Annotated in this window: 10 protein-coding genes and 1 other annotated feature; of the genes, 4 read left to right on the forward strand and 6 right to left on the reverse strand. The window is 37.1% G+C overall.

The window, feature by feature from the left end:
• The first annotated feature begins 79 nt into the window (after nt 1-79).
• A complete protein-coding gene (gene ccpA / locus AC3EA5_RS03615) occupies nt 80-1087 on the forward strand; it encodes a catabolite control protein A (protein WP_488607105.1) in 1008 nt (335 codons plus the stop codon).
• Nucleotides 1088-1775: 688 nt separating this feature from the next.
• On the opposite strand, the gene AC3EA5_RS03620 is transcribed toward ccpA, so the two are convergent.
• Genes AC3EA5_RS03620 through AC3EA5_RS03630 form a run of 3 tightly spaced genes read right to left on the reverse strand, consistent with a single transcriptional unit; the run spans nt 1776 to nt 4247 of the window.
• Nucleotides 1776-2963, reverse strand: coding sequence for an acetoin utilization protein AcuC (locus tag AC3EA5_RS03620; protein ID WP_488607106.1), 1188 nt, complete (start codon nt 2961-2963; stop codon nt 1776-1778).
• Complete coding sequence (locus AC3EA5_RS03625) at nt 2933-3580, reverse strand: acetoin utilization AcuB family protein (RefSeq protein ID WP_488607107.1); 648 nt, start codon at nt 3578-3580, stop codon at nt 2933-2935. The genes AC3EA5_RS03620 and AC3EA5_RS03625 overlap by 31 nt, the downstream gene beginning before the upstream one ends.
• Before the next feature lie 34 nt (nt 3581-3614).
• Nucleotides 3615-4247, reverse strand: a complete 633-nt coding sequence (locus AC3EA5_RS03630; RefSeq protein WP_394188386.1) for a GNAT family N-acetyltransferase — start codon at nt 4245-4247, stop codon at nt 3615-3617.
• 166 nt (nt 4248-4413) lie between these two features.
• Here AC3EA5_RS03630 and acsA point away from each other — a divergent pair, with 166 nt between their 5' ends.
• Nucleotides 4414-6132, forward strand: a complete 1719-nt coding sequence (gene acsA, locus AC3EA5_RS03635) for an acetate--CoA ligase (protein WP_488607108.1) — start codon at nt 4414-4416, stop codon at nt 6130-6132.
• Between the two features lie 130 nt (nt 6133-6262).
• Here the strand turns inward: acsA and AC3EA5_RS03640 are convergent, their stop codons facing one another.
• A complete protein-coding gene (locus tag AC3EA5_RS03640; protein ID WP_488607109.1) occupies nt 6263-9220 on the reverse strand; it encodes a transglycosylase domain-containing protein in 2958 nt (985 codons plus the stop codon).
• Between the two features lie 107 nt (nt 9221-9327).
• Nucleotides 9328-9529, forward strand: a binding site (T-box leader).
• Nucleotides 9530-9580: 51 nt separating this feature from the next.
• On the opposite strand from AC3EA5_RS03640, the gene tyrS reads away from it, so the two are divergent.
• Nucleotides 9581-10846 (forward strand): tyrosine--tRNA ligase, encoded by a 1266-nt coding sequence (gene tyrS, locus AC3EA5_RS03645; protein WP_488607110.1) that lies wholly within the window; start codon nt 9581-9583, stop codon nt 10844-10846.
• A 181-nt stretch (nt 10847-11027) separates the two neighbouring features.
• On the opposite strand, the gene AC3EA5_RS03650 is transcribed toward tyrS, so the two are convergent.
• Nucleotides 11028-11843 (reverse strand): cobalamin-binding protein, encoded by an 816-nt coding sequence (locus AC3EA5_RS03650; RefSeq protein WP_488607111.1) that lies wholly within the window; start codon nt 11841-11843, stop codon nt 11028-11030.
• Between the two features lie 74 nt (nt 11844-11917).
• Complete coding sequence (gene rpsD, locus AC3EA5_RS03655) at nt 11918-12520, reverse strand: 30S ribosomal protein S4 (RefSeq protein WP_394188391.1); 603 nt, start codon at nt 12518-12520, stop codon at nt 11918-11920.
• 374 nt (nt 12521-12894) lie between these two features.
• On the opposite strand from rpsD, the gene AC3EA5_RS03660 reads away from it, so the two are divergent.
• Complete coding sequence (locus AC3EA5_RS03660) at nt 12895-14760, forward strand: sensor domain-containing diguanylate cyclase (protein ID WP_488607112.1); 1866 nt, start codon at nt 12895-12897, stop codon at nt 14758-14760.
• The last annotated feature ends 116 nt before the right edge of the window (nt 14761-14876 follow it).

Consider the following 14876-nt stretch of genomic DNA (forward strand, 5'->3'; position numbering starts at 1 on the left):
TTTGTTATTGCTTTATAATGGCAGAAAACTATTATATGATGAATAAATAAGAATGGGTATGGGCGGGGAGTGAAGATAAATGACAATAACAATCTACGATGTAGCGCGAGAAGCAAATGTTTCTATGGCAACGGTGTCTCGAGTAGTAAATGGTAATCCAAATGTAAAACCAGCAACCAGAAAGAAAGTTCTAGATGTCATTGAACGTTTAGAATATCGACCAAATGCTGTGGCTAGAGGTTTAGCAAGTAAGAAAACAACAACTGTTGGCGTAATAATTCCAGATATCTCGAATGTTTTTTATGCTGAACTAGCAAGAGGGATTGAAGATATCGCAACGATGTATCGATATAATATTATTTTATCGAACTCCGATCAAAGAGAAGAGAAAGAATTACAACTATTAGAAACAATGTTCGGCAAACAAGTAGATGGGATCGTGTTAATGAGCGAACAAGTATCAAATGACCTGTTGCAAATGATGGAACGATCTCCAGTACCAATTGTATTAGCAGGAACAATAGATGCGACAGATCGGATACCATCCGTAAATATTGATTATCATCAAGCGGCATATGAAGCAGTGAGTAGACTTATTCAAAATAATCATAAACGAATTGCGTTTGTTTCAGGTTCACTTAGCTCAACAATTAATCGTGCCTTCAAATTTACAGGGTATGAAAAAGCACTAGAAGACGCTGGTCTAACCATCGATCAATCATTAGTCATCGAAAGTGATGCTACTTATGACGACGGTATCGAAGCATTTTTAAGTCTTCAAGGTATAGAAAATCCACCGACTGCTTATTTTGCAGGGAATGATGAATTGGCAATTGGTTTAATCCATGGTGCTCAAGATCAAGGCTTGAATGTCCCTGAAGACGTTGAAGTCATAAGTTTTGAAAATTCAAAGTTAGCTCGAATGGTTCGTCCAACATTAACGAGTGTGGTTCTACCCCTTTATGATATTGGTGCCGTTTCCATGCGTTTATTAACTAAATTCATGAGTAAAGAGAAGATAGAAGAAAAAACAGTTGTTTTACCACATCGCATTGAGGAACGACATTCTGTTAAACCTCTTCAATAAAAATGTGCTAAGCACTAAGAAATCAGTCCGGAGAGGAATTGATTTCTTAGTGTTTTTTTAGATAGAGAGTGAAGGAGTAAGTGACATTCTTGATTTCGAAGGTCTTATTCAAGGATTCGTTAAGGCTGCTCTCCATTTGGATGGTGCTATTCTAGAATTGGCCTGGCCGATTCAAGGATTCGAGCATCACATTCTAAAATTCATGATTTTAAAACAATTTAACTCACTTGAAATGGTGTCAGTTAATTAGTCAACTGACACTTTTATGTTAGTGAAGGTAAAATTTGTATCGCATCTATTGGACTTGATTAAAAATGAAGGTGGTCTGCCAACTTTAGGAAAATATGACTTGGAACGTCTCGATGCTTCCATTCAAATTAAGTTGTAATTGGCAAATTGATTTGCTATTTCTGAAGACTCCTGCAGAAAAACGAAATGCTTAACACACAAGTTTATAGGGAATCGCAAATTGGTATATTGTTATTTAAAGAATTTATAAATGATTGGAATGTAGGCGGCGACTCCAGCGGAATGAGCAAGAACTGAAGACCCTGGACTGAGCATCGCGAGGGAAGCGGCTGAAGTCTTGCCCGCGGAACGCGTCCGCCGAAATGGAAATCAACCTATAGTATTTGTATACAGTCAAAAAGGAATGAATGCGATATAAATAGGCATTCATTCCTTTTATTTAATCTGTATGGTTTCGAATAATATATAACGATTTTTGCAATACTTGGTGATTTTTTTCCGTAATCTCCGCTTTTCTTGGAATGGGTTCGTATAATTTTTCTGGGTCAGTCCAAGTAGGGATTAGAGTAACTGGAGACTCACTTTGCCAACTATCAATCCAATCTTGTGGCAAATCACCTTTTGGTAAGGGGAGACCTTTCATTTCCATCCATAATAAAGACCAAGCTCGAGGTACTACTCTCCATATATCATAGCCTCCACCGCCAACACCAATCCATCGTCCACCACAAAATTCATGTGCTAGTTCATGTGCTAACTTAGGAATTTCTTCATATATTTTCATAGAACCATAAAGATGAGTTAGGGGGTCAAAGTAATGAGCATCGGCTCCATTTTGACTAATAATCACATCGGGTTTAAAATGCTCAGCTATCTCACGGAAGGCTGTTTTATATAACTCTAAAAATGAATCATCTTCGGTAAATGCATCAATCGGAAGGTTAAAAGAGGTACCATATCCTTCTCCTGTACCTCTCTCTGTAACATTGCCAGTCCCAGGAAATAAATATCTTCCAGTTTCATGTATAGAGACAGTACAAACTGATGGATCGTCGTAAAATGTCCATTGCACGCCATCCCCATGATGGGCATCTGTATCAATATATAAGACACGTGCTTTATATTTTTCTTGTATGTATTTAATAGCTACTGAACTGTCGTTGTAAATGCAAAATCCAGAGGCTCGTCCACGAAATCCGTGATGTAAGCCACCACCTAAATTAAGTGCATGATATGCTTTATTTTCCATGACGTAATCCACAGCTGTGAGCGTACCTCCAACTAATAATGCGCTTGCTTCATGCATATTAGGAAAGATAGGAGTATCTTCCGTTCCTATTCCATAGCTTTCTGTTTGCTCGCCAGTGACCAAGCCTTTGCTCGCTTTTTTCACCATTTCGATATAGCGCTCATCATGAGCGAGAAGCAATTCATCATCTGTAGCCATTCGAGGAGCAATAATGTCTTCATCTGATAGAACGTTCATTTTACGTAGTAAATCTGTCGTTAATACAAGACGCTTTTGGTTAAATGGGTGTGTGTCAGAAAATTTATACCCTAATTGATTTTCTGAATACACAAATACTGCTTCTTTTTTTACGTGTTGATTCCCGGCATGTTTGGCCATAATACATCGAAACCTTCTTTGCGGATATCCTCTATAATTTGGAGAGGATTCATCGTTTTGACTCTGAAAACTAGTATTTTGTTTTCTTCACTTTTTGCATCAGGGTATACCAATACACTTAAAACGTTCGCGCTATGGTCATGAAAAACTTTCGAAACTTCGAATAATATGCCGGGTTTGTTAGGCACTCTCACTTCAATATGAGAACCGGGTTGATGTGCACCAGTTAATTCAATATATTTGTACAATAAATCAGTTTCCGTAACAATACCCACCAATTTTTCTTGACTGACAATTGGTAAACAACCTATTTGTTGATCGTAAAAAATCGTTGCAACTTCTTCCACGAAATCGAGTGGATGACCTAAAATGGGATTTTTTGTCATAATTTTATCAAGCGTAATCGTCATAAGTTCGTTATCATTATGATCTAAAATATTCGATGGAGTCGCTTGTTTAATATCCCGATCTGAAATAATGCCAATGACTTTACCTTCTAAATCTGTGATTGGCAAATGACGAATTTTATTCTCACGCAATACATGTATGGCATCTTTGATTGTGTGAGTAGGTTGCAAGGTGAGAACTTTTTTTTGCATCATTTCTTCAACAATCATGAGGCATAATCTCCTTTATATCCTGGGTTTTGAACTAGTACATAAAGCGGTTCATAAATCGGAGTTGATCGAAACGCTGAATCGATTCCATATCAATTCGACTACCGATTTTAGCCATTAAACAATTAGCAGGATGAGAACTAATTTCAGGATCATCCGTAGCGAAGTATTCCAAGCCGCCTGCATTCATCATTTTTTCCATTACTTTTCGGTATTCCCAGACATTTAAACCTGTACCTTTTAAATCCCAATGCCAGTAATATTCAGTCGTAATTGTAATATAATCTTCCATCATATCATCCATCATGGACACTTTTAATAAGCCTTTCCCAACGCCTGAACCACGGAATTTAGGGATGACTTCAATTGCGCCTAATTCGATTAAATTTTCCATTTGACCTTTAGACCAACGCTCAAGAGGGTCAGGATATAAGTACGTTACATAACCAACAATTGTAAAGTTATCACGAGCAATTAGAATTCTTCCTTCAGGCAACTTTGCAATTTCAGTAATTGCTTTATGTTGCTGTGCAGGTGGTCTAAATGCAACCAGGTCTTTGTGAAAATCCAAACGAGCTATATCTTCTGAGGACACAGGACCTTCAAGAATGAGACTGCCATGTTTTGTTTTTAATTCAATGGCATTATAGGTTTTTGTATGTTCCATATTTGCACCACCTAGTTTGACAATATGTTCATTATACATGAATTATAAAAGAGGAAAACGTTTTCACAAAATCAAAAGTAAAATTTTCGAAAAATAAAATAATTCGCTTTTTAATTTCTGATTGATGTAAACTAGTAAATGTATCGTATTCGAAAGGGTGGTAGAAATGAAACTTGAGTCACTTCCTGTTGTTCAAGGAGATTACTTACTCCAAAATTATGATGAGGCTGCTTCAAACTTTGATTGGGCAGACGTTGAGAAAGAATTTAGTTGGTCGGAAACGGGTAGATTAAATGTTGCTCATGAAGCAATTGATCGCCATGCTAACTCACATCGAAAAAATAAGGTTGCTCTTTACTATAAAGATGGAGTTCGAAAAGAAACCTATACGTTTAATGAGATGAAGAAATGGTCTAATAAAGCAGCAAATGTATTGAAAACGCATACAAATCTTGAAAAAGGGGATCGCCTGTTTATTTTCATGCCTCGATCACCAGAATTATATTTTTCACTGATTGGTGCTTTAAAAATGGGTGTTATAGTCGGTCCCTTATTTGAAGCTTTTATGGAAGGAGCAGTTTATGATCGTTTAGCGGATAGTGAAGCAAAAGTGATCGTGACAACTCCAGAATTGTTAAGTCGAATTCCAGTAGATAAATTACCTCATTTAGAAACGATTTTACTTGTGGGTGACGGAATAGAAGAACAAGGAAAAAACGTGGACTTTATGAAGTATCTCGAAACAGCTTCTCCCTATTTCCAAGTGGAGTGGCTATCGAAGGAAGACGGATTAGTATTGCATTATACTTCTGGTTCTACAGGAAAGCCTAAGGGTGTTCTGCATGTGCAAGAAGCGATGCTGCAACATTATCAAACGGCTAAATGGGTACTAGATTTAAAAGAAGAAGACATTTATTGGTGTACGGCAGACCCTGGCTGGGTAACTGGTACTTCTTACGGGATTTTTGGTCCATGGCTTACTGGAACAACTATGGTTGTTTTAGGTGGACGCTTCTCACCTGATACATGGTATAAAACGATTGAGGATTATGGTGTAACTGTATGGTACAGTGCCCCTACTGCATTCCGTATGTTAATGGGGGCGGGGGATGCGCTCGTGAAATCTTTTGATTTATCTTCATTGCGTCATGTTTTATCAGTAGGAGAGCCACTAAATCCTGAAGTTATTCGATGGGGGGCACAAGTCTTTAATCATCGTATTCACGATACATGGTGGATGACCGAGACGGGTGCTCAAATGATTTGTAATTATGCTTGTCTACCAATTCGTCCAGGTTCAATGGGCAAGCCGATACCAGGGGTAAAAGCAGCAATCGTAGATGATCGTGGTGTCGAGTTAGCTCCTTATCAAATGGGGAACTTGGCCCTGAAAAAAGGTTGGCCATCAATGATGCGTCAAATTTGGAATAATCCTGAAAAATATCATTCTTATTTCTTAAATGACGAGTGGTATGTTTCTGGAGATTCAGCTTATATGGATGAAGATGGCTACTTCTGGTTTCAAGGACGCGTAGATGACGTTATTATGACATCTGGCGAACGTGTTGGACCATTTGAAGTGGAAAGCAAGTTATTAGAACATCCAGCAATAGTAGAAGCAGGCGTTATCGGTAAACCCGATCCGATCCGTGGAGAAATCATCAAAGCATTTGTTGCATTAAAAGAGGGTGTTGAACCTTCGGATGAGCTAATCGCTGATATTCAACAATTTGTGAAAAAAGGTTTAGCTGCTCATGCAGCACCAAGAGAAATCGAATTCAAAGACAAATTGCCGAAAACACGTAGCGGAAAAATCATGCGCCGAGTTTTGAAAGCCTGGGAATTAGATTTACCAACAGGTGATTTATCAACAATGGAAGATTAATTATTACAGAAAAGCTGTACTACTCATCAATTTGAAGAGTAGTACAGCTTTTTATTTCCTTTTCTATTCTTGTTAATTCATGAAAAAACACAACTTGTCCATTTCGGGCAAGTTGTGTTTTCATTATACGTTATTCATCTTCACCTTCAGCAGGTGGCTCAACAGGTGGTTCAGGTGGTGTTCCACCATCCCCAGGGGGATTTCCAGGTTCATCCGTAGGCGGCTTCGGCTCACTAGGTGGTGGTGGTTTAGGACCAGCTGGTGGCTTAGTTGGCTGAGTCGGATTTGGTGTAGGTGTAGGTGTTGGCTCCGGTTTTGGAGCATCAATTTTCACGATATTAGAACTAGCTGATTGTTTGCCAGTAATATCTACTGCTACAACAAAGTACTCACCAGGACCGGATACTGAGAACTGATTTCCACTTGCTTCTAAAACAGAAGCTAATTTAACATTACTACTTCCTGAGCGTTGGAATACTCGGTAACCGACAACATCATTTGATCCCGAATTACTCCAAGATAAACTACTTCCAGATAGACTAGCAGTTACACCATTTGGTGACGCTCCATCTGCTTCAAACGTGTCTTCAGAAACGACACGATTTGCAAACCCTGAATTTTGTGGGAATAGCTTGCTCGGATCACCTTTTATTCTTCCAAACATACGATTTATAAAGTCTTCATTCACTCCAACTCCACCCTCAACTACAAATTCACTAGGTGTAGATGGCAATGAACGGAATCGTTTCCCTTTTATCATTACATAAGATGATGAAATGAAACTATCATCGACTTTTTGTGAAACATACGTATTACCATTGAACAAATCAGAAGTGACGAGTCCTGCTTTAGAACATCCATCTGATGGCGCAAGACCAGAAATCGAACAGAATGATTTAGAAACGACACCTTTAGGTGCTTTAAATTCAACATTTGGATCGACTAGTTCTGGGTTAACATCATATGAACTATTCATAATTCGAGCCCAAAGTAAATTGACGCGTGTACCAGGCTGTAAATAGGTTCCATTCGCAAGATTTAAGTTGGTTGGTTGATCGTAACCTAACCAAACACCTAAAGTAATAGAAGGGTTATAACCCATAAACCATACATCATGAGCGTCATTTGTTGTTCCTGTCTTTGCAGCAAAATCAGATTGGAATTTAAGTTCACCGTTTGCTCTAGTTCCTGTTCCTTCACTCAATACATCACGCAACATATCCGTCACAATGTATGAAGTTTGAGGGGAGTATACTGGTGTTGCTTCAGACTGATGTTGGAAAATAATATTGCCATCTGCATCTTCAATTTTTTCAATCATATACGATTCAATAAATTGTCCGCCATTTGCAAGTGTGGCGTAAGCATTTGTGTTTTCTTGAACTGTAACACCTCTAAACATACCACCGATAGAGGTCGAAATGTTCGTGTAATCTTGTTCTTCTAGACGTGAAAATTGAAGTTTCTCTAAAAATGTTGCAGGTCTCTTATCCAAGATTTGGTCATATAATCGTAAAGCTGCTAAATTTTGAGATGAAGCAAGGGCTTGTCGAGCTGGAATTATCCCAAGTTCTTGGTCACGATTAAAGTTACCCGGATTATAAGGATCTCCAGATCCATCAATATAATCCTCAAATGCAACATCGACTACTGGGCTTCCCGCACCAATTACACCATATTCAATAGCAGGAGCATAAACCAATAATGGTTTCATCGTTGAACCATTTTGTCTAAAGGCTGTCGTAGCATGATTTTGAGCTTCCAGTTTATGGTCGCGACCGCCAATGAAACTTAAAATTCGGCCTGTACTATTTTCCATTAACACACTACCAACTTGAACTGGCGCATCGACTTCTTCAACTTCACCTGTGTCAGGATTTGTTCTCTTTTTCTTCAAAGTAGGACCATAATTTTTAAATTCATCTTTAACTTTTTGATGTGCATCATACATATTTTTATCAATCGTAGAATAAATTCGATATCCATTTGTTCGCATTGCACGATCGGCAAGTATTTCATACTTCTGTTGTAAGGTTTCCTCATCTGCTAATCGTGAAGGGTCTATATTATCTTTTTCTGCTAGCATTTCAGAAATAATTACCTTAGCTTGTCTTTCTAATTCAAATGTTAAAAAAGGATATCTTTCTTGTGGTAATGGCTCGGGTTTTTTGAAATCTTGTGTAATGTCATATGATACTGCTGCATCATATTCAGCTTCCGTAATATAGCCAGTTTCTTTCATGCGATATAGTACGGTTAACATACGATCAATTCCTGGTTTTAAACCGGCCTCATCTTTTAACACACCTTTAGAAGTAAATGGTGTATGAGCAAATGGTGCTTGTGGAATTCCTGCTATAAATGCAGCTTGTGGAAGGGTTAAATCTTTTGCTGCTACATTAAAAATACCTTCCGCAGCTGTTTCAATTCCCGCGATATTAGCTCCAGATGCATTTCGTCCATAAGGAATAATATTTAAATAAGCTTCGAGAATTTCTTCTTTAGACATGAATTTCTCTAATCTAAGTGCCAATAAAATTTCTTTCGCTTTTCGTTCATATGAAACTTCGTTCGTTAAAATCTGATTCTTGATTAACTGTTGCGTTAATGTTGAACCACCTGTTTGACTATCTGAATTTGTTACATCTTGCATAAGACCTCGGAAAATTGCTTTTGGAACAATTCCTTCATGGACATTAAAATATTCATCTTCAGTTGCATATACAGCATCTAATACATACGGTGAGACTGAACTTAACTTCGTTTCATTTCGTTGAAGATCTGTTCGTAACTTTCCTAGATAGACGTTATTTGCGAAGTACACTTCTGATGTCTCTTCATAACTGAAAATGGATGAACGCATTTCTTCTTCCTTACGTAATGGCTCTTGATCAACTAATGAAGCAAAATATCCTGCTCCGACAGAACCTACAAAGACGATACTAGTAATAATAACAATCACGAATAGGAGAGCTAGATTCCAAAGAACACCTGAAGTGATTCTAAGTCCTTTTGCCCATTTTGCTTGTGTCCATTTATTCCACGTTTCATTTATGCGATTTAGCCAGTTTTTTGCCTGATCATTCAATTGAATCGACCCCCTAAAATCTTGTTACATTATATCATAATTTCTGGATATCTAATATATTTATTGACATTGGAAAAAAAGAGCGTAAAATGACCTAATATATAGTTTCTTAAGCGATGAAAAGTCCGAAGTAATGGATGCATAAACTGTTTAGAGAGTCAGCGGGTGGTGAAAGCTGATCAGTATGCAAACGTGAATTACAGGCTTGGAGCATAACGCATGCACAGCGATAAAGTGCTTGTTAAGCGGAAGGGATTTTTTCCTTCAAGCTGGGTGGTACCGCGCAAAATGTTAATTAGCGTCCCTGCATGATTCTTTATGAATCGTGTGGGGACTTTTTTATTTAGAGGAGGAATTAAAATGACTAACACATTAATCGAAGATTTAAAATGGAGAGGGTTAGCTTATCAGTTAACAGATGAAACCGGTATGGTTGATTTGTTGAATAAAGAATCGATTTCATTATATTGTGGTGTGGATCCGACAGCCGATAGTATGCATATCGGACATATCGTTCCGCTACTTACTTTACGTCGTTTTCAAATGCACGGGCATCGACCAGTATTACTAATCGGTGGAGCAACTGGGATGATTGGTGATCCTTCAGGTCGAAGTGAAGAGAGACAGCTTCAAACAACAGACCAGATCGATTTAAATGTAAAAGGCTTACAAAAACAAATGGAACGAATTTTTGATTTTAATTCAGATAACGGCGCAATCTTAGTTAACAATCGTGACTGGATTGGTTCAATGGACGTTATTGAATTTTTACGTGATTATGGGAAATATATTGGTGTGAATTACATGTTAGCAAAGGATACGGTAGCATCTCGTCTAGAAGGTGGCATCTCATTTACGGAATTCTCATACATGTTAATTCAAGCTATTGATTACAATCATTTATACAATGAACACCAGTGTCGAATACAAGTAGGTGGCTCAGATCAATGGGGAAATATCACAACCGGCTTAGAAATGATTCGTAAAACGCATACAGAAGAAACGAAAGCATTTGGTATGACAATTCCACTTGTGACAAAAGCTGATGGCACTAAATTCGGGAAATCTGCATCTGGTTCCGTTTGGTTAGATGCTGAGAAGACGTCTCCATATGAATTCTACCAATTTTGGTTAAATACTGCAGATGCGGATGTTATTCGATACATGAAAATCTTTACGTTCCTAACACGAGAAGAAATTGAAGCCTTTGAAGTGACTGTTACGGAAGAGGCACATCTTCGTAAAGCTCAAAAAGCTTTAGCAGAAGAAATGACGAAGATGATTCATGGAGAAGCTGCACTTGAAAATGCAATTCGTATTACAAATGCATTATTTAGTGGAGACATAAAAGCGTTGTCTGCTAATGAAATGAAAGAAGTATTTAAAGATGTTCCTTCTATTGAATTGACGAAGGAAGATAAAAATATTGTTGACCTTATTGTTGAAGGTGCTATTTCATCATCAAAACGTCAAGCTAGAGAAGATGTAACAAATGGTGCAATTTCGATTAATGGAGAAAAAATCACAGATGTAGGATACGTGATAAGTGCTGCTGATCGGTTGGATGATTCATTTGCCATTGTACGTCGAGGAAAGAAAAAGTATCATATGTTGAAATTTGTTTAATAGTAGAATGAAAAAGATGCCTTGAGACTTAAATCTCTTGGCATCTTTTTCATACTAATTTTTCGCTTCAAATCCAACTTGAAGTTGGTCACGAAGGGGCGTTTGCAGAGCAGAAGTCTTTAAATTTTTGTTCCATATTTCGAAATAAAAGTTATTCACCAGTGGTATTTACCATAGACGATTAACTAGCATTTGTTACCCAAGCAGGAAGGAGTAAGTCACTGTATATTTCTGGATGAAGTATATTCGCTAGTTTAAAGGCACCTTCAAGTAAGCGAGGGGAGGGGCGACAATAAAGTTCTTCTTCCATAATATAAAGTTGTTTCTTTTGGTCGTCACTAAGCCCGTCGTACCCAGGCCGTTTCTCAATAACTTTTGTATTCACTTTAGCTTGTGCTACACCTACCCAGGCTAAGAAAATATAATCTGGATTTCTACGTAACACATCATCCCAATCCGTTTGAATACTTGCTAACTCCACATCACGAAATACATTTCGACCGCCTGCAATCTCACTAACTTCCGTTAACCAGTTTATTTGCCCAGGCGTGAAAATCGGTTTTGGCCACCATTCCCAATATAGTTCTGGGCGGTAAGAGATAGTAGAGGCACGATTTTTCATGTCATTTATGAATTCATGGTATTCAGCGACAACTAATTTAGCAGTTTTAGAATGATTGCACGCATGTCCAACAGTTAATAAATCTTCTGCAATATTTTCTAAACTTTGTGGATTCAAGACAAGGTGAGGGATCCCTCGTGCAATTAATTCATCCACATTTTTTTCCATTCCAGGAACACTTAGTGACGCTAACACTAAATCAGGTTTCAATGCTTCAAGATCGTCCATACGAATAGATAAATCGGGACCGAGTTTAGGTAAATGTTGGACCGATGATGGCCAATCCGAAAAATCGTCCAAGCCAACAAGTTGATCACATAAGCCTAAATAAGCTAAAAGTTCGGTGTTACTTGGGCAAATTGAAATGAGTCTCATAACAAAACTCCTTTAATTGTTTTTTTAAGTTTAGCATAAACAAAAAAAGAGCCCCAAAAGGGACTCTTTCATGATTAACGTGAGTAGTACTCAACGATTAATGCTTCGTTAATTTCTGCATGTAATTCACTACGTTCTGGGTTACGAACGAATGTACCAACTTTTTTGTCTGCATCGAAAGTTAAGTAATCAGGAACAAAGTTGTTCACTTCGATTGACTCGTTTACGATATCAAGGTTTTGAGATTTCTCACGAAGAGAAATTTCTTGACCTGGCTTCAGACGGTATGAAGGAATATCAACGCGTTTTCCATCGACCATAACGTGACCGTGGTTAACTAATTGACGAGCACCACGACGAGTGCGTGAAAGACCTAAACGGTAAACGATGTTATCTAAGCGAGTATCAAGAAGAATCATGAAGTTCTCACCTGATTTACCAGGCATTTTAGCAGCTTTATCAAATAGTGTACGGAATTGACGTTCGTTTACACCATACATATGACGAAGTTTTTGTTTTTCTTGTAATTGTAAACCATATTCAGACATTTTTTTACGTTGGTTAGGACCGTGTTGTCCTGGTGCGTAAGGGCGTTTCTCTAATTCTTTACCTGTGCCGCTTAGTGATAAACCAAGACGACGAGACAGTTTCCATGCTGGACCTGTATAACGAGCCATGAGAGACTCCTCCTTTAAGTGGTTTTATTTTGTTGTAAAATAAGACCAGATGTATCAAACTTATTGTCATTTTATTTTCATGTACCTTCGCCCTCGCAGCCAAGGGTTACGCGATACCCCTTCCGATTTAATCGGAGGAATAAAATGAAACACATAAATCCATACAACTGCTGCATTTATTTTACACAAACTCCATTGTAACTAGAATAGGACAAAGTGTCAAGGTACTTCTTTAAAAACCAAAGTTTAGATATTTGAAATTAAATTCCAAATATCTCATTTCATAATAGTCAAAATGGCACATTAAATGTATACTAATAAATAGTTAGTAATTCATGGAATTTTTAAAATTCTTAATAAAATTAGGTGATATTATGTTAAATCATAATGAAACAATTGTTCATATAAAATCAGAAATGCTTGATTTGTGGAATGAAAATGGAATGAAAAATATTCCGGCTACTGGATGGTTTGATTTATTTAACCAACTATTAGAGAAATATTTTGGAATCCAAGAAAGTCATTTCATGTTATTTGATATGGATCGATTTATCCCTTTAAACTACAATCACTCAATTATGAAAAAAATGGACTCATTAACTTGGCAACAAGTTAGTTACGCATTCTCTACTTCATGTGTAGCAAATTTAAGCAAAGAATACTCTTCTGTGGATCCTTCAATGGATTCGGCACTGTTGTTTAAAAGCAGTGAAGGCACTCCCGAAGGATTAATGTTATTGAAGTCTACTCAACAATGGAATTCTTTTTCTAATTCGGATTATGTAGAGGAGTTTTCTACTATCTCTTCCTATTTAATCTCTAACATTAAGAAACAAATATTTATTGCTCAAAAAGAAAAACAATATAGAGAATTATTTAACGTCACGGAAATGTTCCATTCCACCATGGACATTGACCGAATCCTAGAAGGCGTTCTATTAGCGATGAATAGTGCATTTCCATCATTCCAAACAGATTTAGTTTTATCGAATGATCAGGATCGTCAAATGAAAATTGCGGTTAAATTATTTGATTATTTGTCTGAAAGGCCTTCAGCGATTGAAGCATTTGTTTCAGGAGAAATCACTGTAGAAAATGCGAGTGATTTAGATTGTCGATTATTAAATGCTCCGATAAAAGGGAGACAAGGAATTTATGGGATTCTGCAAGTAAGAACACCAGAAGATTACTTATTCTCTAATCGCCAAAAAGATTTCATTCGAATGTTAGCAAATACATCAGGGAATGCTCTCGAGAATGCAAAGCTATACCATCAATCACATAGATTAATAGCAGATTTGCAATTAATAAATGAAACTTCCCATAAATTAAATATGAATTTGAAACTTGAAGAAATGCTATATTTCCTTCAAAAGCAACTGACAAAATCATTTCATCCTATGCAGTCTTGTTTTGTCTTTATAAATGATGCTGAAATGGATATTACGACATCTTGTCCAAAGTTTATAGCATCCAAACCCGGACAAATGTATATTTCACATATTAGTAATCATTTCAAGAAGTCTAGAGATTCGCTGTTTATAGCCGATTTCACGAAATTCGCTGACGAAAAAGTTCCGTATCTTTCTTTGATGGCTGTTCCACTATTAGATCAGCAAGAGATTTTTGGTTACTGCTTCGTACTTCATGAAGAGCCGTATTTCTTTTCTTTTGATAGTTTTAAACTTATGCAATCACTTATTCATCACTGCACACTTGCCATTACGAACTCTAAACTAAGAGATCAGCTACAAGACATGGTGGATCGTGATCATTTAACCAAATTATATGCAAGAAGTTATCTCGATCAGTATGTTGAAGAGTCAATTGAAAAAGATCATTCAGGCGTCTTTATTTTGCTCGATATTGATAACTTTAAGCAAGTGAATGATACTTACGGACACCAGGTAGGAGATAAAATTTTGGTTCAAATCGCTCAGCTTCTTGATCAAACGATCGGTGGAAAAGGGATAGGTGCTCGATGGGGTGGAGAAGAATTAGCTGTGTTTTTACCTCATTTTACCGAAGATGAAGGAAAGAATCTTGGTCTGACTTTAGTAGATTTAGTACCAAAGATGACAAACCCACCAGTAACTATTTCATCAGGTCTTGCAAGTTGGGAACATTCAGGGAAAGAAGCATTTCATGATGTTTTTCATGCTGCTGATACGGCTTTATATGAAGCAAAGAATAATGGGAAAAATCAACTCCGAATTTTTGATTCAAACGTCTCTTTATAGAGGCGTTTTTTTATATGGATTTAACAAATTCAATTTAGAAATTCATTAAAAATCAACCATATAAGTAATTCTATATTTGTATAAATTTATTGACCTTTGCAAAAAGCAACGATTCA

The sequence above is a fragment of the Paenisporosarcina sp. genome, assembly GCF_057785155.1.